The following is a 21,917-nucleotide window of genomic DNA, read 5'->3' on the forward strand; positions in this document are numbered from 1 at the left end:
GTCCACCGCCCGGCGCCGGGCCTGACCATGGACCCGGCCGCCGGACCGGGCCCGACCCTGCGGCCCCCTGCCGGACCGGGCGGCCTGCCTGCGGTACGCCCGCACGGGCGGCGTCAGGGGCGGCCGGCCGGGCGGCCCGGCCGCGGGACGACGCCGGCCCGCCCCGGCAGTGAGGCATGACGGCCCGTCAGGCCCCTTCCCGCCAATGGTTGGTGATGGGCAGCCGGCGGTCCTTGCCGAAGCCCTTCGCGGAGATCTTGGGGCCGGGCGGGTACTGGCGGCGCTTGTACTCGGCGTGGTCGACCATGCGCAGGACGCGCGTCACCAGCGCCTCGTCGAAGCCCTGGGCGGTGATGTCCTCCCGGCCGCGGTCGTGGTCGACATAGAGCTCCAGGATGCGGTCCAGGACGTCGTAGTCCGGCAGGGAGTCGGTGTCGACCTGACCGGGGCGGAGTTCGGCGCTCGGAGGCTTGGTGAGGGTGTTCTCCGGGATCGGCGGGGCCTGGCCGCGGTCGGCGGCGGCCCGGTTGCGCCAGCGGGCCAGCCGGTAGACGACCGACTTGTACACGTCCTTGATCGGGCCGTAGCCGCCCACCGAGTCGCCGTAGAGGGTCGAATAGCCGCAGGCCAGCTCGGACTTGTTGCCGGGGGCGAGGACCAGATGGCCCTCCTGGTTGGAGATGGCCATCAGGGTGGTGCCCCGCAGTCGCGACTGCAGATTCTCCTCGGCCAGTCCGGTCAGCGGCAGCGCCGCCATGTAGGCGTCGAACATCGGGCCGATCGGCACCGTACGGAAGGACAGGCCCGTACGGTGCGCGAGTTCGGCGGCGTCGGTGAGGGAGTGCTCCGACGAATAGCGGGAGGGCATCGCCACGGCATGGACGTGCTCCGCCCCCAGGGCGTCACAGGCGAGAGTGGCGACCAGCGCGGAGTCGATCCCGCCGGACAGGCCGAGCACCACGCTGCGGAAGCCGTTCTTGGCGACATAGGCGCGCAGGCCGACGACCAGCGCGGTGTAGATCTCCTCCAGGTCGGTGAGGCGTTCGGCCGCACCGCCGAGGGTCTCGGGGGGATAGGGCGGCAGGGGTTCGGCGGAGAGGGTGAGGTGGTCGACCCGCAGCCCGTCGTCCAGCACGCCCGAGGGGGGCACGGGCGCCGCGGCGGGCAGGTCCAGGTCGACCAGTACACAGCCCTCCGCGAACTGCGGTGCCCGCGCGATCACGCCGCCGTCCTTGTCGACGACGATCGAGTCGCCGTCGAAGACCAGCTCGTCCTGCCCGCCGATCATCGCCAGATAGGCGGTGGTGCAGCCGGCCTCCTGGGCCCGCTTGCGGACCAGCTCCAGCCGGGTGTCGTCCTTGTCCCGCTCGTACGGCGAGGCGTTGACCGACACCAGCAGCCCGGCGCCCGCGCTGCGCGTCGCCGGCACCCGGCCGCCGTCCTGCCACAGGTCCTCGCAGATGGCGAGCGCGACATCCACCCCGTGGACCCGTACGACGGGCAGGGTGTCGCCGGGGACGAAGTAGCGGAACTCGTCGAAGACGCCGTAGTTGGGAAGGTGGTGCTTGGCGAAGCTCAGCGCGACCTCGCCCCGGTACAGCACGGCCGCGGCGTTCTGCGGGGCGCCCGCGGGGCGGCCGTAGCGCGGCTTGGCCTGCGTCCCGCGGTCGAGATAGCCCACGATCACCGGGAGGTCGCCCAGTCCCTGCTCGGCCAGCCGGCCGGCCAGCGTCCGCAGCGCGCCGCGGCTCGCCTCGACGAACGAGGGGCGCAGCGCGAGGTCCTCGACGGGATATCCGGTCAGCGCCATCTCGGGGAACGCGACGAGGTGTGCGCCCTGGTCGGCGGCGTGCCGGGTCCAGCGCAGGATCGTCTCGGCGTTCTGGGCGAGATCGCCGACACAGGAATCGATCTGGTTGAGGGCGAGACGAAGTTGAGGCACTCCGCCAGTGTAATCGTCTTTCTGACGCAATGGGGGTCGGAGGGATCTCGGCGGTGCTTCGGGGGTGTGACGGACGGTCCCGCAGTGGCCCGTGGGCGCTCGCCACACGCCCCGGGGCCGCTACTTCTTGCGGTAGCCGATGATCGTCATCATTCCCGACTCCGAGTGGTAGACGTTGTGGCAGTGGACCATCCACAGCCCGGGGTTGTCGGCGTCGAAATCGACGGAGACCCTGCGGCCGGGCAGCAGGATCGTGGTGTCCTTGCGGGGGCCGCCGTCCGGCAGCGCGAAGGTGTGGCCGTGCAGATGCATCGGGTGCCACATCCTGGTGTGGTTGCGGAAGATGATCCGGACCCGCTCACCGGCTTCGACGGGATACCGCTGGGAGGGCGTGTACGGGCTCCCGTTGATCGCCCAGTCGTACTTCTCCATGGTGCCGGTGAGGGTCATCTCCAGGGTGCGGTCGGGGCGGCGCGACACGGACCGTACCGACTCGGCGGCCCGGAACCGGTCCGCGGTCAGCAGCCTGCCGTACAGGTTCTTGGGCCGGGTGGACGCACTCGGCGCCCCGCCGCTCCCGGTGCGCAGCAAGGCCAGCGCGGAGCGCCCCTTGCCCTCGGCGAGCACGGTGAGCGGGAAGACGCCGTCCCCGGCCGTGACCAGGACGTCGTAGCGCTCGGCCATCCCGAGGAGCAGCGCATCGGTCTCCGCGTGCTCGACGGGGAAGCCGTCGGTGTGCGTCACGGTCATCCGGTGGCCGCCGAGCGCGACGCGGTAGGCGGTCTCGCTGCCCGCGTTGATGAAGCGGATCCGGATGCGGTCGCCGGGCCTGGCGCGGAAGGTCCGCGGGTCGTGGGTGGTACGCCCGTTGACGAGGTGGTACGGGTGGTCCACATCGCCCGCGTCATGGCCGAGCAGCTTGCTCCTGGCGCCCTTCAGGATCCGCGACGGGCCGTCGGCGGGGGCCGCTCCGCCCTGGGCGTGCTGGCCACCGCCGCCGCCGCGCTTTGCCTCGTGGCCCATGTCCCTCTCGGCATGGTTCATGCCGCCGCGGTCCACGCCCCCGTGCAACTCCTTGAGCACCGCGTCGGGAGTGCTGCCGTCCACCCCGTCGAGCCAGTCGTCCAGCAGGACGACCCACTCCTTGTCGTAGGAGAGCGGCTCCCTGGGGTCATCGACGATCAGCGGCGCATACATCCCGCGGTCCAGCTGCAGACCGGAGTGCGGATGCACCCAGTGCGTGCCGGGGGTGGTGACGGCGAAGTGGTAGTCGAACGAGCCGCCGGGCTTGACGGACCGCTGGGTCAGGCCGGGGACGCCGTCCATGTCGTTGCGCACCGTCAGCCCGTGCCAGTGCAGCGTCGTGGACTGCGGAAGGTGGTTGGCGAGGGTCAGCGCGATCCGCTCGCCCGCGGTGACACGCATCTCCTTGCCGGGCAGCTCATCGCCGTACGCCCAGGTCTTGACGGTACGGCCGCCCAGGTCGATCCGGGTCTCGGCGGCTGTCAGCGAGAAGTGGCGTACGGGCCCCGAGCCCCGCCTGCGCTCGGCCTCGGCGACCTCCGGGCCGTCGGGGGACACATAGCCGGACGGAGTGTGGCCGTCGGGGCCGTGGGAGGGGTCCGTGCCGTTCAGATCGTCCGTGGCGGAGTGCGGGACGGAGCCGGTTGTGCCGGTGGCGCAGGCGGACAGCAGGCCGCTGCCGGCGACGGCGATACCTGCGCCGAGCAGGGCGCGGCGGGAGGGCGTACGCATGGGGGAAGCACCTCGTGACGATGTCGGTGGTGATCTGGGTGGGGTGAGGGGCACTGCCGCGGACTCCGGTGGGCGTCGGCGGCGGGGCGCGCTCCTACACGCGCAGCACCGGCAGTCGGGCGGGGAGTTGGGGGCGCGGCGGCCGGGGTATCGGCCCCAGGCTGCGCGGCGGACCGGAACGCGGGGCGCGGCGCGCGCCGGTCTCCCGGCGTCCGGTCGGTGCACCGGCGCCCGGGAGGGCCGGGAGGGCGGGCGCCCGGACCGGGAGGGCGGCGCGGCGGATCCCCCGGGGGGCCATGGCGCCACCGGGAGCATCGGCGCGGGCGTCGGTGGGCTGCGCGGAGGCGGCGCGCGCCTCGCGGGTGACGGCGGTGGCCGGCCCGGCCGCGCGGTACGTCCGGGGAGGTGCGGCCGCCTGCCGCATCGGCTGCGCCATGCGGCGCGCCCTCGGGACCGTCGCGAAGAGCGTGTGGTGCGCCTCGTGTCCGGCCCTCGGGTGCCCGAACGTATGCAGGGTGACGATGCCGAGGACCAGTGCCGTGAACCGCAGCAGCCGACCGCACCACACGGCGGCCCTGCTCTGTTCGTGCATCGCTGACCTCTCGACGGACGGCGAACCGGCGGAAGTGCGGGAGGCCCGCCGCCCGCACCCTACCCCCTAGGGGTATGGCTCCCCGTGGTGGCCCGCCGGGCGGAGTGCCGTTTGCGCCGTTCGCCGCCGGGTCGCGGGCCCGCCAGTATCGGCTGATTGTGGTTCTTTGCGCCGGTATCACCGCTTAACTTTCCCCCATCCGCCTACTCTTGGCACTCCACGCCACCCGCGCGGCCGAGGGCGCCACCGGCGGCAGCCGGGGGAAATCCGGGTGGATCCGGCCGGGTCCACCCGACCGTCCGGACGTCCGTCACGCACGCAGCAGAGGCGACGGAGCCGGAGAAGGAGTCCGATGAGCCAACCCCGCCGCCTCCCCACGCCCGGCCGGTTCCTGCGCATCGACGGTGTGCCGCTGCATGTCCTGACCGAGGGCAGCGGCCCGGTCTGTGTCCTCAGCGGCGGTCTCGGTATGGCGTGGTTCGACTGGGACGCGGTCGCCGCGCTGCTCGCCCCGCACCGCACCGTCGTCCGCTTCGACCGCCCCGGTCTCGGCCTGAGCGCCCCGGCGCCCGAGCCGCCCACCCTCGCCGCCGAGGCCGACCGGATCGCCCGTCTCCTGGAGGCGCTCGGCCATCCGGGCCCGGCCACCGTCGTCGGCCACTCGCTCGCCGGCTTCCACGCCGAGGCGTTCGCCCGGCTGCACCCGGAGCGCTGCGCCGGGATCGTGCTGGCCGACGCCAGCATCGAGGACGCCCCGCGGCCCCGGCTGCCGCGCGCGGTGCGTATCGCCTGGGCGGGCAAGATGGCCGGGCTCGCGTCCGCCGCCGGACTGCCGCGCGCCCTGGGCCCCGCCACCCGCCGGCTGATCGGCCGCGCCTCGACCGTCGGCAGCCATCCGCCGCACCCCTGGGAGCAGGCCGGCTACCGCACCAGCCGGGTGGCGCGGGCCTGTGCCCTGGAGAACGCGAGCTACCCCTACCAGGCCGCTGAGCTCGCCGCGCTGCGCCTGGAACGCCCGCTGCCCGCGGTGCCGGTGGCCGTCCTCGCGGCGTACGACGGCAGCGAATCGGCACGGCAACTGCGCTCGCTGGAGCGGCAGCGGGGGCTGGCCGCGGCACTGGGCGGCCGGTTCGCGGTGGCCGCCCCCGCAGGCCATCTGGTGATGGCCGACGTGCCGGAGTCGGTGGCGCAGGCGGTGCTGGACCTGACGGGGACGGGGCGGGGCGCGGCCGCGCCGTTCGCCTAGACGGGCGAGCGCAGAGACGGCGGCCACCCGTGCCTCCTTGAACGCCGCCCAGGACTTCTTCCCGGCCTTGAACTTCCTGACGGCTTCGATCGGCTTGCGGAGCGTCTTCGCCGGCTCGACGGAGACCTTCTCCACCCTGCCCAGGAAGACCGCCACCTCTCCCTTGCCGTGCCGCCGACCGCCTCGACGATCTTGCCCAGGCCGCGTCCGAAGCCCTCCGAGGCATCGCCCGCCCCGCTCTCGGGCAGCGGGCGGGCGGCCTGCCGCAGCCCGTCCGCCACCTTGTGCAGCGCCGCGGCCTGCGCCCGCCGCTCGTGCGCGTTCCGTGCCGGACGCGCAGCTGAATATCGCGTCCGGGCCGGTCCGGAAACCCTGTCCCACTGCCCGCTCTCCCGCTGCTCCGGGTCGTTCACGGTCCGCGGCCACCCCATGAAGGGCAGGGAACGGGCCCTTCAACATCGGGTCAATGGCCGCTCAGGCCGGCTTCAAGACTGCGCCAAGCCCCCCGTTTGCCCCCGCCCGCTGCGCTGAGCTCGCTCGGCACGGGAAGGATGCCGGGTGAGGGTTACGGGACGGCGGTTCTGATTCAGGCCAAGGGTGCGTAATGTGACGGTAACCCCCTCACGTGATACTGGTGTGCCACGCCGCGTGATCCGGCGCGCGTGGACAGGCCGATTGACCTGCAAGGATTGGTGACCCATGGACAAGCAGCAGGAGTTTGTGCTCCGAACGCTCGAGGAGCGCGACATCCGCTTCGTACGGCTGTGGTTCACCGATGTGCTCGGGTTCCTCAAGTCCGTGGCGGTCGCCCCCGCGGAGCTGGAGCAGGCCTTCGACGAGGGCATCGGTTTCGACGGCTCGGCCATCGAAGGCTTTGCCCGGGTGTACGAGTCCGACATGATCGCCAAGCCGGACCCCGGCACCTTCCAGATCCTGCCCTGGCGTGCCGAGGCCCCCGGCACCGCCCGAATGTTCTGCGACATCCTGATGCCGGACGGCTCCCCTTCCTACGCCGACCCGCGCTATGTCCTCAAGCGCATCCTGGCCAAGACCTCCGACCTCGGGTTCACCTTCTACACCCACCCGGAGATCGAGTTCTTCCTGCTCAAGGACAAGCCCGTGGACGGCCAGCGGCCGACCCCCGGCGACTCCTCGGGCTACTTCGACCACACCCCGCAGAACGTCGGCATGGACTTCCGCCGGCAGGCGATCACGATGCTGGAGTCGATGGGCATCTCGGTGGAATTCAGCCACCACGAGGGCGCGCCCGGCCAGCAGGAGATCGATCTGCGCTACGCCGACGCCCTGTCGACCGCGGACAACATCATGACGTTCCGGCTGGTCATGAAGCAGGTGGCGCTGGAGCAGGGCGTCCAGGCCACGTTCATGCCCAAGCCGTTCTCGGAGTACCCGGGCTCCGGTATGCACACCCACCTCTCGCTCTTCGAGGGCGACCGCAACGCCTTCCACGAGTCCGGCTCGGAGTACCAACTCTCCAAGGTCGGGCGCTCGTTCATCGCCGGTCTGCTGCGGCACGCGGGGGAGATCTCCGCCGTCACCAACCAGTGGGTCAACTCCTACAAGCGCATCTGGGGCGGCGCCAACCGCACCGCCGGCGCCGGCGGCGAGGCTCCCTCGTACATCTGCTGGGGCCACAACAACCGCTCCGCGCTGATCCGCGTCCCGATGTACAAGCCCGGCAAGATGGGCTCGACCCGGGTCGAGGTCCGCTCCATCGACTCCGGCGCCAACCCGTATCTGACGTACGCGGTGCTGCTTGCGGCCGGTCTCAAGGGCATCGAGGAGGGCTACGAGCTGCCGGACGGCGCCGATGACGACGTCTGGGCGCTGTCCGACTCGGAGCGCCGGGCGATGGGCATCGAGCCGCTGCCGCAGAACCTCGGCGAGGCCATCGAGCTGATGGAGCGCAGCGAACTGGTCGCCGAGACCCTCGGCGAGCACGTCTTCGACTTCTTCCTGCGCAACAAGAAGCAGGAGTGGGAGGAGTACCGCTCCGAGGTCACCGCCTTCGAGCTGCGCAAGATGCTGCCCGTGCTCTGAGCCACCGCGCCACCGAGAGGCTGCACCCATGGCACTTCCCGCTCCGCAGGGACGGCGGAGCAGCACCTTCACCCGGCTGCTGAGGCACGGTTTCACCGACCCCTCAGCGGCCGGGCGGCTGCTCGATTCCCCCGAACTCGCGTCCGTACGCGATGACTCGGTGCTGCTCGAAGCGCTGGGCGCCACCGCGGACCCGGATCTGGCGCTGCACAGCCTGGTCCGGCTGGTGGAGGCGCAGGAGCCGGACGAGCAGCAGGCGCTGCTGAGCACGATCGTCGCGGCGAAACCGCTGCGCGACCGGCTGCTGGGGGTGCTGGGTGCCTCCGAGGCGCTCGCCGACCATCTCGTCCGGCATCCGCGCGACTGGCAGTCGCTGGTCACCTACGAGTCGGTGGATCTGCACCCCACCACTCCCGAGTTCGAGCTGGCGCTCGCCGAGGGGATCTGGGGCGGACAGAACGCCGAACGGCCGCGCGCTGACGCGCTGCGCACCGCCTACCGCCGCTCCCTGCTGGGCATCGCGGCCCGCGATGTGTGCGGCACGACCGATGTCGCCGAGGCCGCGGCCGAGCTGGCGGACCTGGCCACCGCCACGGTGCGGGCCGCCCTGGAGATCTCGTACGAGGAGGCGCCCGGGGACGCCGCGGTGTCCCGGTTGGCCGTCATCGGCATGGGCAAATGCGGCGGCCGGGAGCTGAACTACGTCTCGGACGTCGATGTCATCTTCGTCGCCGAGGCCAAGGAGGGCGTGGACGAGGCCCAGGCGCTGCAGGCCGCGACCCGGCTCGCCGCCCGCATGATGCGCCTGTGCTCGGACAACACCATCGAGGGCACGATCTGGCCGGTGGATGCCAATCTGCGCCCCGAGGGCCGCAACGGCCCGCTGGTGCGCACCCTCAGCAGCCATCTCGCCTACTACCAGCGCTGGGCCAAGACCTGGGAGTTCCAGGCGCTGCTCAAGGCCCGCCCGATGGCCGGTGACCTGCAGCTGGGGCAGCAGTATGTGGATGCGCTGGCGCCGATGGTGTGGGAGGTCGCCGAGCGCGAGAACTTCGTCGCCGATGTGCGCCAGATGCGCCGCCGGGTCGTCGAGAACATCCCCGCGGCCCAGGTCGACCGGGAACTCAAGCTCGGCCCCGGCGGACTGCGCGATGTCGAATTCGCGGTCCAGCTGCTGCAGTTGGTGCACGGCCGCAGCGATGCCACGCTGCGCAGCGCCACCACACTGGACGCCCTGGCGGCGCTGGCGGCCGGCGGCTACGTCGGACGCCAGGACGCCGCGGCCCTGGACGCCGCCTACCGCTTCCTGCGCACGCTGGAGCACCGTATCCAGCTCTTCCGGATGCGGCGTACGCACCTGATGCCCGAGGACGAGGGCGAACAGCGGCGCCTGGCACGCTCGTTGGGCCTGCGCACCGAGCCGGTCGACACCCTCCGCAAGGAGTGGAAGTGGCATGCCCGCGAGGTGCGCCGGCTGCACGAGAAGCTCTTCTACCGCCCCCTGCTCGATGCCGTCGCCCATCTGGAGCCCGGCGAGACCCGGCTCTCGGCCAAGGCCGCCGGCCACCGCCTCGAAGCGCTCGGCTACGCCGACCCGGTGGCCGCGCTGCGGCATCTGGAGGCGCTGGCGTCCGGCGTGACCCGCAAGGCCGCCATCCAGCGGACGCTGCTGCCGGTGCTGCTGGCCTGGTTCGCGGACTCCGCCGACCCGGACGCCGGGCTGCTCAACTTCCGCAAGGTGTCCGACGCGCTCGGCAAGACGCCCTGGTACCTGCGCCTGCTGCGCGACGAGGGCGCGGCCGCCGAGAACCTCGCCCGGGTGCTGTCCGCCGGCCGGCTGGCCCCCGATCTGCTGCTGCGCGCGCCCGAGGCGGTCGCGCTGCTCGGCGCCCCCGACGGGCTGCAGCCGCGTGGCCGGGCCGCGCTGAAGCAGGAGGTGCTGGCCGCGGTCGGCCGGGCGGCCGGCGCGGAGGCGGCGGTCGCGGCGGCCCGCGGGGTGCGCCGCAGGGAGCTGTTCCGTACCGCCGCGGCGGATGTGATCGGCGCCTACGGCACGGAGTTCAGCCCGGCGGCCACCGATCACGGCCACTCCGTCGACGCCGTCGGCGCCGCGGTCTCCGACCTCAACGCCGCCACCCTCGCCGGAGCCCTGCGCGCCGCGGTCCGTCAGCAGTGGGGCAACACCCTGCCCACCCGCTTCACGGTGATCGGCATGGGCCGGTTCGGCGGCCGTGAGCTGAGCTATGGCTCGGACGCCGATGTCCTGTTCGTCCACGAGCCGCGCGAGGGCGCCGACGAGCAGGAGGCCGCCAAGGCCGCCCAGGCCGTCGCCAACGAGATGCGCCGGCTGCTCGAACTCCCCTCCGCCGACCCGCCGTTGCCCATCGACGCGGATCTGCGCCCCGAGGGCAGGTCGGGGCCGCTGGTGCGCACCCTCGCCTCCTACGCCGCCTACTACCGGCGCTGGTCGCTGGTGTGGGAGTCGCAGGCCCTGCTGCGCGCCGAACCGGTCGCGGGCGACGCCGAGCTGGGGCAGCGGTTCATCGAGCTGATCGACCCGCTGCGCTATCCGGCCGAGGGCCTGGGCGACGACGCGGTCCGCGAGATCCGCAAGCTCAAGGCGCGGATGGAGGCCGAGCGGCTGCCCCGCGGCGCGGACCCCACCACCCACGCCAAGCTGGGGCGCGGCGGACTGAGCGATGTCGAGTGGACGGTGCAGCTGCTGCAGATGCAGCACGGCTGGGAGATCCCCGGACTGCGCACCACCCGTACCCGCGAGGCGCTGGCCGCCGCGCACGCCGCCGAGCTGATCAGCACGGAGGACGCCCAGACCCTGGACGAGGCATGGGTGCTGGCGGCGCGGGTGCGCAACGCCGTGATGGTGGTGCGCGGCCGCCCCGGCGACACCTTCCCCGTCGACGGCCGGGAGCTGGCGGCGGTGGGCCGCTACCTCGGGTACGAGGAGGGCCACGTCGGGGAGATGATCGACGACTACCGGCGGATCACCCGGCGGGCGCGGAGCGTCGTGGAGGAGATCTTCTACGGGGCCTGAGCCGCACCGGGCGCTTCCGCGGTCAACAGGCCCCGGCAGTGCGCGAGAAAGCCGGCCAGCGTCAGATCGAAGGCCTGGTCGGCGCGGGCCGGTCCGGTCGCCTCCTGCGCCGCCGACAGCCGGGGTGCGCAGACGCCCTCGGAGACCTCCCACATCGTCTCCGGCGCCGACATGTCGAGCGCCGAGCCGAGCACGAGGTTGTCCAGGCCGGTGATGACCGGCATGACCGCGGCCGGTGCGAAACCGGCGTCCAGCAGCATCCCGGCCACCCGCTCGTACTGGGCGAGCACCTTCGGGGCGCGGACCGGTGAGGTCATCAGCATCGGGATCGCGCGGGGATGGGCGGCGAAGGCGGCGCGGTAGGAGCGGGCCCAGGACTCCAGCGCGAGGTCCCAGGCGGCGTCGCCCAGTGTGCCGGGGTCGATGGCATCGGTGACCCGCTCCCGCAGCAGCTCGATCACCCCGGCCCGGCCGTCCACATGGTGATACACCGACGCGGTCTGTACCCCGAGCCTGCGGGCCACCTCCGGAACGCTGAAGTCGCCCTTCTCGTCGACGAGTTTGAGCGCCGTCGCGCCGATGCGCTCCCGGTCCAGCAGGGCTTTGCGGGGCCGCCCCATGTTGTCGCTCCCACCCGACCCCGCCGCAGGGTCTTCCCGGATCGTACGGCGGCGGGTACGTTCCAGAAAACCGAAAGGCTTTAGGTTTTCTCCTCGCGGTCATGCTGCCGTCCCATCCCGCACGTGCCGGGCCGCCTGTCTCCCCTCCTTCCGCAGAAGGGCACCGAGCCATGGCCGTAGAGTCCGGGTCCCGTCATGGGCCGCCACCGCACACCGCACCACCACCCGCCGCCGAGGCCACCTCGCTGCGCCGCGGCACCCTCGGTGTCGCCGATATCGCCTTCTTCGTGATCTCCGCCGCCGCCCCGCTCACGGTGATGGCCGGCACCTCCCCGCTCGCCCTCGGCGCCGGCGGCCCCGGCGCACCCGTCGGCTACCTCCTCGCCGGCGCCACCCTCGCCCTCTTCGCGGTCGGCTTCACGACCATGGCGCGGCATGTCCGCAACGGCGGCGGCTTCTACGCCTTCATCACCCGTGGCCTCGGCCGCCCGGCCGGCTTCGGCGTCGCCACCGTGGCCCTGCTCGCGTACAACGGCATGCAGATCGGCGTCTACGGACTGCTCGCCACCGCCACCCAGGACGCACTGCGCGCCTTCTGGGGCATCCATGTCCCCTGGCCGCCGATCGCCGTCGTGGGCGTCGCCGTCATCTGGTACCTCGGCTACCGCAGCATCGACTTCGGCGCCAAGGTCCTGGGCGTCCTGCTGGTCGCCGAGACCGGCATCCTCGTCCTGCTCGCCGGCGGTGTGCTGCTGCGCGGCGGCGCGCACGGCCTGGCGCTGGACTCGTTCACCCCCGGCAACGTCCTGGTACCCGGCACCGGCGCGGTCCTCGCCTTCGCCTTCGCCGCCTTCACCGGCTTCGAGTCCACCGCCATCTACCGCTACGAGGCCCGCGATCCGGCGCGCACCATCCCCCGCGCCACCTACATCGCGGTCGCCTTCCTCGGCCTCTTCTACGCCTTCACCATCTGGATCGTCATCCAGGCCGTCGGCAGTGACGCCATCGTCCGCGCCGCCCTGCACGACCCGGCGGGCCTGTTCTTCACCGCCACCACGCAGTACGTCGGCACCTGGGCGGCCGATCTGATGCACCTCTTCATCGTCACCAGCATCCTCGCTTCCCAACTGGCCTTCCACAACGCGATCAACCGCTACGCCCTGGCGATGGCACGGGAAGGCGTACTGCCCGCCCTGGTCGGCCGGGTCCACCACCGCCACCGCTCCCCGTACCTCGCCGGCGCGGCCCAGAGCGTTCTTGCGGTCCTCGTCGTCCTCGGCTTCGCGCTGGCCGGCGCCGACCCCTACCAGCAGCTGCTGATGTGGATGAACACCCCGGGAATGCTGGGCCTGTTGGCGCTCCAGGCCATCACCGCCGTCGCCGTTCCGCTCTACTTCCGCCGCTTCGCCCACGACGAGGGGGCGCTGCGCACCGTCGTCACCCCGATCGCCGCCACCGTGCTGATGGCCGGTGCCCTCTGGCTGGTCGTCGCCAAGATCAACCTGATGACCGGCGCGCCGTTCACCACCAACGCCGTTCTGGTCCTCACCGTCCCCGTCGCCTTCGCCCTCGGCCTCCTCCTCGCCCGGCGGGTCCGCCGCGGCCGCCCCGAGGTCTATGCGGGCTTCGCGGCGGAACCGGACGACGACGAGTCCACGGAGACCACCGGCCCGGACGCCACGGAGACCACCGGCCCGGACCCCACGGACCGGGAGGCGGCCGCCCGTTGACCCCCTTACCGCCGAAGACCCGCGCCACCACCGCGCCCCGCACCGCCCGAAGGAGCCCCATGCCGCCCGCCGCCCCCTCCCGCACCACCGCCGACACCGTCCTCACCGGTGCACGGGTCCGCACCCTGGACCCGGCGCGGCCCTGGGCGGAGGCCGTCGCCGTCAAGGACGGGCGGATCGCCGCCGTCGGTGACGGGCGGGACGTACGGGACTGGCGCGGGGCGGCCACCGAGGTCATCGACCTGGCCGGGGCCACCCTCACCCCCGGCCTGGTCGACGGGCACTCCCACCCCGTCTGGGGCGTCGAAATCGCCACCGGGCTCGACCTTTCCGGGATCCGCGACCTCGACGGACTGCGCTCCGCCCTCGCCACCGCCGCCCGCGCGCTCGCCCCCGGCGGATGGCTGACCGGCTGGGGACTGGACCACAACGTCTTCGGCGAACGCCCCCTGCACCATGCGTTGATCGAGGACGCGCTCGGCGGCGCGCCCGCCGTCATCCGCCTCTACGACGGCCACTCGGCGCTGGTCAGCGGCCGTGCGCTGGCGGCGGCCGGCATCGACGGACCACGCACCTTCGCCCAGCGCGCCAGCGTCGTCTGCGACGCCGACGGCCGCCCCACCGGACACCTTGTCGAACACGCCGCCATGGACCTGCTGAAGCCGGTCCTGCCGGGTGCCTCGGCGGCCGACCGCCGCGCCCGGCTGCTCACCCTGCTCGACGAGATGGCCGCCGGCGGACTGACCGGCGCCCATGTCATGGACCTCGAAAGCGCGGACGTCCCCGGGCTGCTGGCCGGCATCGAGGCGGACGGCGAACTCCCCGTCCGGCTGCGCCTGGCGCCCTGGTGCATGCCCGGTACCGACAAGGAGGGCCTCGACCACCTCATCGAGCTGCAGCGCCTCCGCGGCCGCCACTGGCGGGTCGGCGGCGTGAAGTTCTTCATGGACGGCACCGTCGAGGGCGGTACGGCCTGGCTGGAGCACGCCGACTGCCACGGCCAGGGCACCGAGGCCCTCTGGCCGGACCCCGACGCCTACACCCACGCCGTGCACCGTCTCGCGCGGGCGGGTGTCCGCACCGCCACCCACGCCATCGGCGACGCCGCCGTACGGCATGTCCTGGACACCGTCGAACTGCTCGGCGCCGACCGGGTACCGGCCCGCCACCGGCACCGTATCGAGCACATCGAGACGGTGCCGCGCGAGCAACTGCCACGCTTCGCCCGGCTCGGCGTCGCGGCCTCCATGCAGCCCACCCACACCGCCTACACCCGCGCCGACCACACCGACGCCTGGTCCCTGCGGGTCGGCGAGGAACGCGCCGGACGGGCCTGGCGCTGCCGCGGTCTGCGCGACGCGGGCGCGGTGCTGGTGCTCGGCTCCGACTGGCCGATCGCGCACCACGACCCGCGCCAGGTCCTGGCGACCGCCCGGCTGCGCCGCCCGGCGGGTCGGCCGGACATCGCGCCGGTCACCCCGGACCAGGCGCTGACCGGGCTGATGGCACTGGAGGGCTGTACGTCGCACGCGGCCCTCGCCGTCGGCGAGGAGACGGAGGCCGGCCGGATCGCCCCCGGCTTCCGGGCCGACCTCACCGCACTGGCCGTCGACCCCGTGACCGCCCCGGCCGACGAGGTGGGCACCGCCCCCGTACGCCTGACAATGACGGGCGGACGGATCACGTACCGGGCGGTGGGCTAGCTAGGTGTGCTGTCCGGCGCATCGTGGCGCCGGCGCGCCGTCCGGTGGTGTGCCAGGAGGCAGGGACCGTCCGGGCGGGCATCGTTGACATGGTCCCCTGCGTCGGCGCACGCCCTGGGGATGTCGTCACACTCCCGTCCGGGTCGCGGAGTCCGGCAGGGGTTCGGGGGGCGGGGGAGCCGCGTAGCGACGCAGCGGGCTCACCCCGTCGCCGGCAACACCCGGGTCAGCCGGTGCGGCAGTGAGCCGTACCAGAGGCACGTCAGCCCGAAACCGAAGGACAGACACAGCACCCCGCCGAGCGCGTCCAGCCAGAAGTGGTTGGCCGTGGAGACGATGACCAGGAGGGTCGTGGCGGGGTAGAGCAGCCCGACGGCCTTGGCCCACAGCGGCTTGGCCAGCAGCGCGAGGGTGATGCCGCACCACAGCGACCAGCCGATGTGCATCGAGGGCATCGCGGCGTACTGGTTGGACATCGAGGCCAGATTGCCGGACGCCAACGAGCCCCAGGTGCCGTGGTCGATCAGGGTGTCGACGAAGCCGCCGTCCGGCAGCAGCCGGGGCGGTGCCAGCGGGTAGAAGTAATAGCCGATCAGGGCGACGCCGGTGGTGGCGAACAGGGCCGTCCGGGCGGCGGCATAGCGTCCAGGGTGCCGGCGGTAGAGCCAGATCAGCACCCCGATCGTCACGATGAAGTGCAGTGTCGCGTAGTAGTAGTTCATCGACACGATCAGCCAAGTCACGGAGTTCACCGCGTGGTTGACGGTGTGCTCGACGGCGATGCCGAGCGAGTGCTCCGCCTGCCAGATCCAGTCGGCGTTCCGCAGGGCCTTGGCCTTCTGCTCGGGCACCGCGTTGCGGATCATCGAGTACGTCCAGTAGCTGACCGCGATCAGCAGGACCTCGAACCAGAGCCGGGGGGTGCGAGGAGCACGCAGACGGGCCATTCGCCTCTCGGCCACCGGGTGGTCCGCGCGCTCCCCCTTGGGTGGCGGGGTGGTCGGCAGGCCGTCCAAAGTCCTCGTATTCGCATCACCCATAGGCAGACAGTCTGCCAGAAAGGGGTGTGCCGCCGATCATCCTTCGGTCGGGTATTCGAAGCCTCGTATCGGTCTTGCGGGGGACGCCCGACCCCCGTACTTCTGGGGGACACAGCCCTCAGTGAGCCCGCAGCGGCTTCGGGATCCTGGCCGGTTTCGGGGCCGAGGCGGTCGATCCGCGCACCACCAGCTCGGGATGGAAGACGAACTCGCTGTGCGGGGCCGGGGTGCCGCCGACCTCCTCCAACAGCGCACGCACCGCCGCCTGCCCCATGGCCGTGACCGGCTGCCGGATCGTGGTCAGCGGCGGGTCGGTGAAGGCGATGAGCGGCGAGTCGTCGAAGCCGACGACGGAGATCTCGCGCGGGACGTCGAGCCCGCGCTGCCGGGCCGCCCGGATCGCACCGAGCGCCATCATGTCGCTGGCGCAGACGATGGCCGTGGCGCCCCGCTCGATCAGCGCGCCCGCCGCGGCCTGGCCGCCCTCCAGTGTGTAGAGGGAGTGCTGGATGAACGGCTCCGTCTCGGCCGGGCCGGTCTGCAGCCGCTCCTGCATGGCGCGCACAAAGCCCTCGATCTTGCGCTGCACGGGCACGAAGCGCTTGGGGCCGAGCGCCAGCCCGATCCGCCGGTGGCCGAGCGCGCTGAGATGGGTGATCGCCAGATCCACCGCGGCCCGGTCGTCGGGGGAGACGAAGGGCGCCTGCACCTTGTCGGAGAAGCCGTTGATGAGGACGAACGGCACGCCCTGGCCGCGCAGCTGCTCATAGCGCTGCATGTCGGCGGAGGTGTCGGCGTGCAGCCCGGAGACGAAGATGATGCCGGCCACCCCGCGGTCCACCAGCATCTCGGTCAGCTCGTCCTCCGTGGAGCCGCCCGGGGTCTGGGTCGCGAGGACGGGCGTATAGCCCTGGCGGGTCAGGGCCTGCCCGATGACCTGCGCGAAGGCCGGGAAGATCGGGTTCTCCAGCTCCGGCGTGATCAGCCCGACCAGCCCGGCGCTGCGCTGCCGCAGCCGCACCGGGCGTTCGTAACCCAGCACATCGAGGGCGGCAAGCACGGACTGGCGGGTGGTGGCGGAGACACCGGGCTTCCCGTTGAGAACCCGGCTGACGGTGGCCTCGCTGACACCCGCCTGTGCTGCGATATCGGCCAGCCGGGCGGTCATGAGGTGGACTGTACCGGTCTGCTGTCAGATTGCCCACCAGGTACAGCTGTCACCGGGGAGCAGGGCGACGGCGTCGTTGACGGTCACCGGGGCACTGGACAACAGCGGCGTTCCGGGCACCGGCAGTTCGATGTCGTGCCCCAGGGTGTTGACGGTGCACAGCACGCCGGGGCGGGTGAAGGCGAGCACCCCATCGGGTGCGGGCGCCCAGCTCATTCCGCCGTCGCCGAGCCCCGGCAGCCGCCGCCGTAGTTCCAGGGCGGCGCGGTAGAGCTCCAGGGTGGAGGAGGGGTCGCCGGTCTGTGCCGCGACGGTGAGGCCGCCCCAGTCGGCGGGCTGCGGCAGCCAGCTGCCGCCGGGCCCGAAGCCGTACGGCGGCGCCTCGCCGGACCAGGGGAGCGGCACCCGGCAGCCGTCGCGGAAGCCGTCCTGGCCGCTGGTGGCGGCGACGCCGTCAGGGGCGGACTCGGTGTCGGTGCCGGGGCCGGCCGCGCCGGTGGTCCGGCCGCCGCGGAAGAACGCCGGGTCCTGGCGGACCTCGTCGGGCAGGTCGGTGACCTCGGGCAGGCCCAGCTCCTCGCCCTGGTAGAGGTAGGCGGAGCCGGGCAGTGCCAGCATCAGCAGGGTGGCGGCGCGGGCGCGGTCCAGGCTGCCGCCGAGGCGGGTGGTGTGGCGTACGACGTCGTGGTTGGAGAGCACCCAGGTCGTCGGGGCGGCGACCGAGGCGGTGGCGGCGAGCGAGGAGTCGATCACCGAGCGCAGTGCGTCGGTCTGCCAAGGGGCGTTCAGGAACTGGAAGTTGAAGGCCTGATGGAGTTCGTCGGCGCGTACGTAGAGCGCGAGGCGCTCCACGGTGGGCGCCCAGGCCTCGGCGACGCCGATCACCTGCTTGCCGCGGGCGTCGCCGTAGCCGTCCAGCAGCCGGCGCCAGGCACGGTGGATGGCATGCACCCCGTCCTGGTCGAAGAACGGCAGCACCTCGGTGCCGATCAGCTGGGCCTGTCGGCCGTGGCCGATGTCCGGCAGACCGGGCGCCTTGATCATGCCGTGGGCGACATCGACCCGGAAGCCGTCCACCCCGAGGTCGAGCCAGAAGCGCATGATGGCCTCGAATTCGGCGTGCACCTCCGGGTTGTCCCAGTTCAGGTCGGGCTGCTCGGGGGCGAAGAGGTGCAGATACCAGTCGCCGCGTTCGGTGCGGGTCCAGGCCGGGCCGCCGAAGACGGACTCCCAGTCGTTGGGCGGGAGTTCGCCGCTCTCGCCCTTGCCGGGACGGAAGAGGTAGCGCTGCCGGGAGAGTGCCGGGTCCTGGAACCACGGGTGCCGGTCGGAGGTGTGGTTGGGGACGATGTCGACGATCACCCGCAGGTCCAGGTCATGGGCGGCGCGGATCAGGCCGTCGGCGTCCTGGAGGGTGCCGAAGAGCGGGTCGACGGCGCGGTAGTCGGCGACGTCATAGCCGCCGTCGGCCTGCGGTGAGGCATAGAACGGGGTGAGCCAGACGGCGTCCACCCCCAGGTCCTTGAGGTAGGGCAGCCGCTCGCGGGCCCCGCGCAGATCGCCGACGCCGTCGCCGTCGCTGTCGGCGAAGGAGCGTACGTACACCTGGTAGATGACGGCGTCGCGCCACCATCCCGGACCTCGGCCCGATCCGGGGGCCTGGGGGGCGGGGCTGGGGGAAGTGAGCTCCTGGGTCATCTGCCGTCCCTGTTGAGGTCAAGAGGCGTCGGTGCCTTCACGGAATCAACGCTCGGGCGGGCGCGGGGTGACGGTGACGAGGGCGCCCGGAGGGTCCTGTTCCAGCCATCTCGTTGCAATTCGTTCCCACAGTCTTGCAGAAAATTGCCGCAAGGTCTTTCGGTTTGTTTTCAGCGCTGTTACGTTCCTGACCGCCATCTGAGGCATTTCCCTAAGGAGTTCACATGCGGCGTGGCATACGGGGCGCAACGGCCACCGCGCTGGTAGCGGGCCTGGCACTGGCAGCGACGGCGTGCGGCGGAGGTGACAGCGGAGGCGGCGCCAGCAGCGGGGGCGAACTGTCCGGAACCGTTACCTACTGGGACACCTCCAACGACGCCGAGAAGGCGACGTACCGCAAGCTTGCCGAAGGCTTCCAGAAAGAGCACCCGAAGGTCCACGTCAAGTATGTGAACGTGCCGTTCGGTGACGCCAACGCCAAGTTCAAGAACGCGGCCGGCGGCAACTCCGGCGCCCCCGACGTGATGCGCACCGAGGTCGCCTGGGTCGCCGACTTCGCCAACCTCGGCTACCTCGCGCCCCTTGACGGCACCCCCGCCCTCGACAAGGCCGACGACTACCTCCCGCAGGCCGTCGGCTCCACCAAGTTCAAGGGCAAGACCTACGCCGCGCCGCAGGTCATCGACACCCTCGGCCTCTTCTACAACAAGAAGCTCCTCAAGGACGCCGGCGTCGAGGTGCCCAAGACCTTCGCCGAACTGGCCACCGCCGCCAAGAAGATCAAGGCGAAGACCGGCGCCACCGCCCTCTACCTGCGCGGCGACGACCCCTACTGGTTCCTGCCCTACCTCTACGGCGAGGGCGGCGACATGGTGAACGCCCGCGACAAGGTCGTGGAGATCGACGACGGCGCCGGCGTCAAGGCGTTCAAGACCATCAAGAGCCTGGTCGACTCCAAGGCCGCGATCACCGACGCCACCGACGGCCAGGAGAACCAGCTCAAGGCCCTCAAGGACGGCGACGTCGCGATGGCCGTCGACGGCCCCTGGGACATCGAGGGGGCCCGCGCCGGCAAGTCCTTCAAGTCCCCCGCCAACAAGGAGAACCTCGGCGTCGCCCCCGTACCGGGCGGCAGCACTGCCCAGGGCTCCCCGCAGGGCGGCTGGAACCTCTCCGTCTACGCCGGCAGCAAGAACCTCCCGGCCTCCTACGCCTTCGTCAAGTACATGAGCTCGGCCAAGGTCCAGCAGCAGACCAACGAGAAGCTCAGCCTGCTGCCCACCCGCAAGTCCGTGTACGACGTGCCCGCCGTCAAGAACAACGAGATGGTCACGTTCTTCAAGCCCGCCGTCGACGGTGCCGTGCAGCGCCCCTGGATCGCCGAGGGCAACTCCCTCTTCGAGCCGATCAAGGTCCAGATGAACAAGGTGCTCACCGGCTCCGCCACGCCCGAGCAGGCCGCCAAGGCGACCGGCGACGCCTACCGGAAGCTGCTCAAGGACTACAAGTGACCTTTGCTGTACGGGTGCGCCGGGCGCTGGGCACCCACTGGTACGCATGGACGATGGTCGCCCCGGTGGTACTCGTCATCGGGGTGATCATCGGCTATCCGCTGGTGCGCGGCGTCTTCCTCTCGCTCACCGACGCCAATGAGGCCAACGTCGAGCGGAACATCGGCGTCAACCACCTCCCCGCCACCTACAAGTTCACCGGCCTGGACAACTACCAGGCCGTGCTCTCCGACAGCGTCTTCTGGGACCGCCTCGGCTGGACCGTCCTGTGGACCGTCGGCTGTGTCTCGCTGACCTTCCTCATCGGCCTCGCCCTGGCGAACATGCTCAACCGCACGCTGCGCGGCCGCACCGTCTACCGCCTCGCCCTGATCCTGCCGTGGGCCATCCCCGCCTTCATCTCGATCTTCACCTGGCGGATGCTCTACAACGAGAAGAACGGCATCCTCAACAAGCTGCTGGCCGGCGGCGGCATCGACGCGGTCCCGTGGCTCAACGACCCGACCTGGGCCAAGCTCTCGGTCATCGCCGTCAACGTCTGGCTGGGCGTGCCCTTCATGCTCGTCGCGCTGCTCGGCGGACTGCAGTCCATACCGGGCGAGCTGTACGAGGCCGCCGAGATGGACGGGGCGGGCGCCTGGCAGCGGTTCCGCAACATCACCGTGCCCGGACTGCGCGGGGTCAGCAGCACGGTGATCCTGCTCTCCACCATCTGGACCTTCAACATGTTCCCGGTGATCTTCCTGCTGACCCGGGGCGGCCCCGGCGACGCCACCGAGATCCTGGTGACCTACGCCTACCGGCTCTCCTTCATCGACAGCCCCCGCAACTTCTCCGAGTCCGCGGCCTGGGGCGTACTGATCCTGGTCCTGCTCTCGGTCGTCGCGGTCGTCTACCGCCGGGCGCTGCGCAAGCAGGGAGAGGTGTGGTGACCATGACCCGCACGAGCACGAGCACGAGCACGAACCGTAAGCGCAACGAACGGTCCCGTCCGGCCTCCATAGGGCTGCACGCCGCCCTGATCGGCGCCGCGGTCATGGCCGTCTTCCCGCCGCTCTGGCTGCTGGTGACGTCGTTCAAGCCCAAGAACGACGCCTTCTCCACCAGCATCGTCACCCACTTCACCGTCGCCAACTACACCCACGTACTGGCCGACACCGAGTTCCTGACCTGGTTCAAGAACTCCGTGATCATCGTCGGGCTGACCACCGTCCTCGGTGTCTTCATCGCCGCCACCACCGGCTACGCCGTCAGCCGCTTCCGCTTCCCCGGGATGCGCCCGCTGATGTGGCTGCTGCTGATCACCCAGATGTTCCCGGTCGCGGTGCTGATCGTGCCGCTGTACAACCTGCTGGCGAGCCTGGGCCTGCTCAACCAGCCGGCCGGCCTGGTCATCACCTACCTGACCATCGCCGTCCCCTTCTGCGCCTGGATGATGAAGGGCTTCTTCGACACCATCCCGGTGGAGATCGACGAATCCGGACGGGTCGACGGCCTCAACCCCTTCGGCACCTTCTGGCGCCTCGTCCTGCCGCTCGCCAGACCGGGGCTGGCCGTCACCGGCTTCTACACCTTCGTCACCGCCTGGGCCGAAGTCGCCTACGCCTCCGCCTTCATGACCGGCGAGGAGAACCTGACGCTCGCCGGCGGCCTGCAGACCTTCGTCAACCAGTACACCAACGACTGGGGTTCGATGACCGCCGCCGCCGTGATCATCGCCGTGCCGGCCGCGCTCGTCTTCGCCTTCGCCCAGCGCCACCTCGTCGCCGGACTGACCGCCGGCACCACCAAGGGATGAC

At 71.7% G+C, this 21,917-nt stretch carries 15 protein-coding genes; 8 read left to right on the forward strand and 7 right to left on the reverse strand.

The features are described from left to right. Positions 1-187 precede the first annotated feature (187 nt). The 3 genes from ACGFWI_RS24610 to ACGFWI_RS24620 form a co-directional block, all read right to left on the reverse strand. A complete protein-coding gene (locus ACGFWI_RS24610) occupies positions 188-1,942 on the reverse strand; it encodes an NAD+ synthase (RefSeq protein WP_393908166.1) in 1,755 nt (584 codons plus the stop codon). A 120-nt stretch (positions 1,943-2,062) separates the two neighbouring features. Beyond that, positions 2,063-3,697, reverse strand: a complete 1,635-nt coding sequence (locus tag ACGFWI_RS24615) for a multicopper oxidase family protein (RefSeq protein ID WP_393908167.1) — start codon at positions 3,695-3,697, stop codon at positions 2,063-2,065. A gap of 94 nt (positions 3,698-3,791) precedes the next feature. Further along, on the reverse strand, positions 3,792-4,289 hold the full coding sequence (locus ACGFWI_RS24620; RefSeq protein ID WP_393908168.1) for a hypothetical protein: 498 nt from the start codon (positions 4,287-4,289) through the stop codon (positions 3,792-3,794). Positions 4,290-4,641: 352 nt separating this feature from the next. Here ACGFWI_RS24620 and ACGFWI_RS24625 point away from each other — a divergent pair, with 352 nt between their 5' ends. The 3 genes from ACGFWI_RS24625 (at position 4,642) to ACGFWI_RS24635 (ending at position 10,648) form a co-directional block, all read left to right on the forward strand. Continuing rightward, the gene (locus ACGFWI_RS24625) at positions 4,642-5,535 is read left to right on the forward strand and encodes an alpha/beta fold hydrolase (protein WP_393908169.1); all 894 of its coding nucleotides are present in this window, start codon (positions 4,642-4,644) and stop codon (positions 5,533-5,535) included. Positions 5,536-6,234: 699 nt separating this feature from the next. Continuing rightward, positions 6,235-7,596 (forward strand): type I glutamate--ammonia ligase, encoded by a 1,362-nt coding sequence (gene glnA, locus ACGFWI_RS24630; RefSeq protein WP_393908170.1) that lies wholly within the window; start codon positions 6,235-6,237, stop codon positions 7,594-7,596. 28 nt (positions 7,597-7,624) lie between these two features. After that, complete coding sequence (locus tag ACGFWI_RS24635; protein ID WP_393908171.1) at positions 7,625-10,648, forward strand: bifunctional [glutamine synthetase] adenylyltransferase/[glutamine synthetase]-adenylyl-L-tyrosine phosphorylase; 3,024 nt, start codon at positions 7,625-7,627, stop codon at positions 10,646-10,648. On the opposite strand, the gene ACGFWI_RS24640 is transcribed toward ACGFWI_RS24635, so the two are convergent. Further along, the gene (locus tag ACGFWI_RS24640) at positions 10,636-11,268 is read right to left on the reverse strand and encodes a TetR/AcrR family transcriptional regulator (RefSeq protein WP_393908172.1); all 633 of its coding nucleotides are present in this window, start codon (positions 11,266-11,268) and stop codon (positions 10,636-10,638) included. The genes ACGFWI_RS24635 and ACGFWI_RS24640 overlap by 13 nt on opposite strands. Positions 11,269-11,438: 170 nt before the next feature. Between ACGFWI_RS24640 and ACGFWI_RS24645 the strand changes: the two genes are divergently transcribed. Further along, positions 11,439-12,998, forward strand: coding sequence for an APC family permease (locus ACGFWI_RS24645; protein ID WP_393908173.1), 1,560 nt, complete (start codon positions 11,439-11,441; stop codon positions 12,996-12,998). A gap of 59 nt (positions 12,999-13,057) precedes the next feature. Then, complete coding sequence (locus ACGFWI_RS24650; protein WP_393908174.1) at positions 13,058-14,701, forward strand: amidohydrolase; 1,644 nt, start codon at positions 13,058-13,060, stop codon at positions 14,699-14,701. Between the two features lie 200 nt (positions 14,702-14,901). Here ACGFWI_RS24650 and ACGFWI_RS24655 read toward each other — a convergent pair whose 3' ends face one another. From ACGFWI_RS24655 to ACGFWI_RS24665, 3 genes are all read right to left on the reverse strand, one after another. Continuing rightward, on the reverse strand, positions 14,902-15,741 hold the full coding sequence (locus tag ACGFWI_RS24655; RefSeq protein WP_393908175.1) for a phosphatase PAP2 family protein: 840 nt from the start codon (positions 15,739-15,741) through the stop codon (positions 14,902-14,904). A gap of 118 nt (positions 15,742-15,859) precedes the next feature. Further along, the gene (locus ACGFWI_RS24660; RefSeq protein ID WP_393908176.1) at positions 15,860-16,909 is read right to left on the reverse strand and encodes a LacI family DNA-binding transcriptional regulator; all 1,050 of its coding nucleotides are present in this window, start codon (positions 16,907-16,909) and stop codon (positions 15,860-15,862) included. 24 nt (positions 16,910-16,933) lie between these two features. Continuing rightward, on the reverse strand, positions 16,934-18,607 hold the full coding sequence (locus ACGFWI_RS24665) for an alpha-amylase family glycosyl hydrolase (protein WP_393908177.1): 1,674 nt from the start codon (positions 18,605-18,607) through the stop codon (positions 16,934-16,936). A gap of 224 nt (positions 18,608-18,831) precedes the next feature. Between ACGFWI_RS24665 and ACGFWI_RS24670 the strand changes: the two genes are divergently transcribed. From ACGFWI_RS24670 to ACGFWI_RS24680, 3 genes are read left to right on the forward strand one after another with little or no spacing between them, the layout of a single operon-like run. Next, positions 18,832-20,118 carry an extracellular solute-binding protein gene (locus ACGFWI_RS24670; protein ID WP_393908178.1) on the forward strand — a complete coding sequence of 429 codons (1,287 nt, stop codon included), beginning with the start codon at positions 18,832-18,834 and terminating at the stop codon, positions 20,116-20,118. A 53-nt stretch (positions 20,119-20,171) separates the two neighbouring features. Further along, a complete protein-coding gene (locus ACGFWI_RS24675; RefSeq protein WP_393908194.1) occupies positions 20,172-21,050 on the forward strand; it encodes a carbohydrate ABC transporter permease in 879 nt (292 codons plus the stop codon). A gap of 2 nt (positions 21,051-21,052) precedes the next feature. Further along, the gene (locus ACGFWI_RS24680) at positions 21,053-21,916 is read left to right on the forward strand and encodes a sugar ABC transporter permease (protein WP_393908179.1); all 864 of its coding nucleotides are present in this window, start codon (positions 21,053-21,055) and stop codon (positions 21,914-21,916) included. The last annotated feature ends 1 nt before the right edge of the window (position 21,917 follow it).

This window comes from Streptomyces sp. NPDC048434 (genome assembly GCF_043200375.1).
Lineage (GTDB): Bacteria > Actinomycetota > Actinomycetes > Streptomycetales > Streptomycetaceae > Streptomyces.

Bases quoted from the DNA above. Each gene is read 5' to 3' on its own strand.
- ACGFWI_RS24670 (WP_393908178.1), top strand. From the start codon at position 18,832: ATGCGGCGTGGCATACGGGGCGCAACGGCCACCGCGCTGGTAGCGGGC.
- ACGFWI_RS24635 (WP_393908171.1), top strand. From the start codon at position 7,625: ATGGCACTTCCCGCTCCGCAGGGACGGCGGAGCAGCACCTTCACCCGG.
- ACGFWI_RS24645 (WP_393908173.1), top strand. From the start codon at position 11,439: ATGGCCGTAGAGTCCGGGTCCCGTCATGGGCCGCCACCGCACACCGCA.
- ACGFWI_RS24650 (WP_393908174.1), top strand. From the start codon at position 13,058: ATGCCGCCCGCCGCCCCCTCCCGCACCACCGCCGACACCGTCCTCACC.
- ACGFWI_RS24675 (WP_393908194.1), top strand. From the start codon at position 20,172: ATGGTCGCCCCGGTGGTACTCGTCATCGGGGTGATCATCGGCTATCCG.
- ACGFWI_RS24615 (WP_393908167.1), bottom strand. From the start codon at position 3,697: ATGCGTACGCCCTCCCGCCGCGCCCTGCTCGGCGCAGGTATCGCCGTC.
- glnA (WP_393908170.1), top strand. From the start codon at position 6,235: ATGGACAAGCAGCAGGAGTTTGTGCTCCGAACGCTCGAGGAGCGCGAC.
- ACGFWI_RS24625 (WP_393908169.1), top strand. From the start codon at position 4,642: ATGAGCCAACCCCGCCGCCTCCCCACGCCCGGCCGGTTCCTGCGCATC.
- ACGFWI_RS24620 (WP_393908168.1), bottom strand. From the start codon at position 4,289: ATGCACGAACAGAGCAGGGCCGCCGTGTGGTGCGGTCGGCTGCTGCGG.
- ACGFWI_RS24680 (WP_393908179.1), top strand. From the start codon at position 21,053: ATGACCCGCACGAGCACGAGCACGAGCACGAACCGTAAGCGCAACGAA.
- ACGFWI_RS24655 (WP_393908175.1), bottom strand. From the start codon at position 15,741: ATGGGTGATGCGAATACGAGGACTTTGGACGGCCTGCCGACCACCCCG.
- ACGFWI_RS24665 (WP_393908177.1), bottom strand. From the start codon at position 18,607: ATGACCCAGGAGCTCACTTCCCCCAGCCCCGCCCCCCAGGCCCCCGGA.
- ACGFWI_RS24640 (WP_393908172.1), bottom strand. From the start codon at position 11,268: ATGGGGCGGCCCCGCAAAGCCCTGCTGGACCGGGAGCGCATCGGCGCG.
- ACGFWI_RS24660 (WP_393908176.1), bottom strand. From the start codon at position 16,909: ATGACCGCCCGGCTGGCCGATATCGCAGCACAGGCGGGTGTCAGCGAG.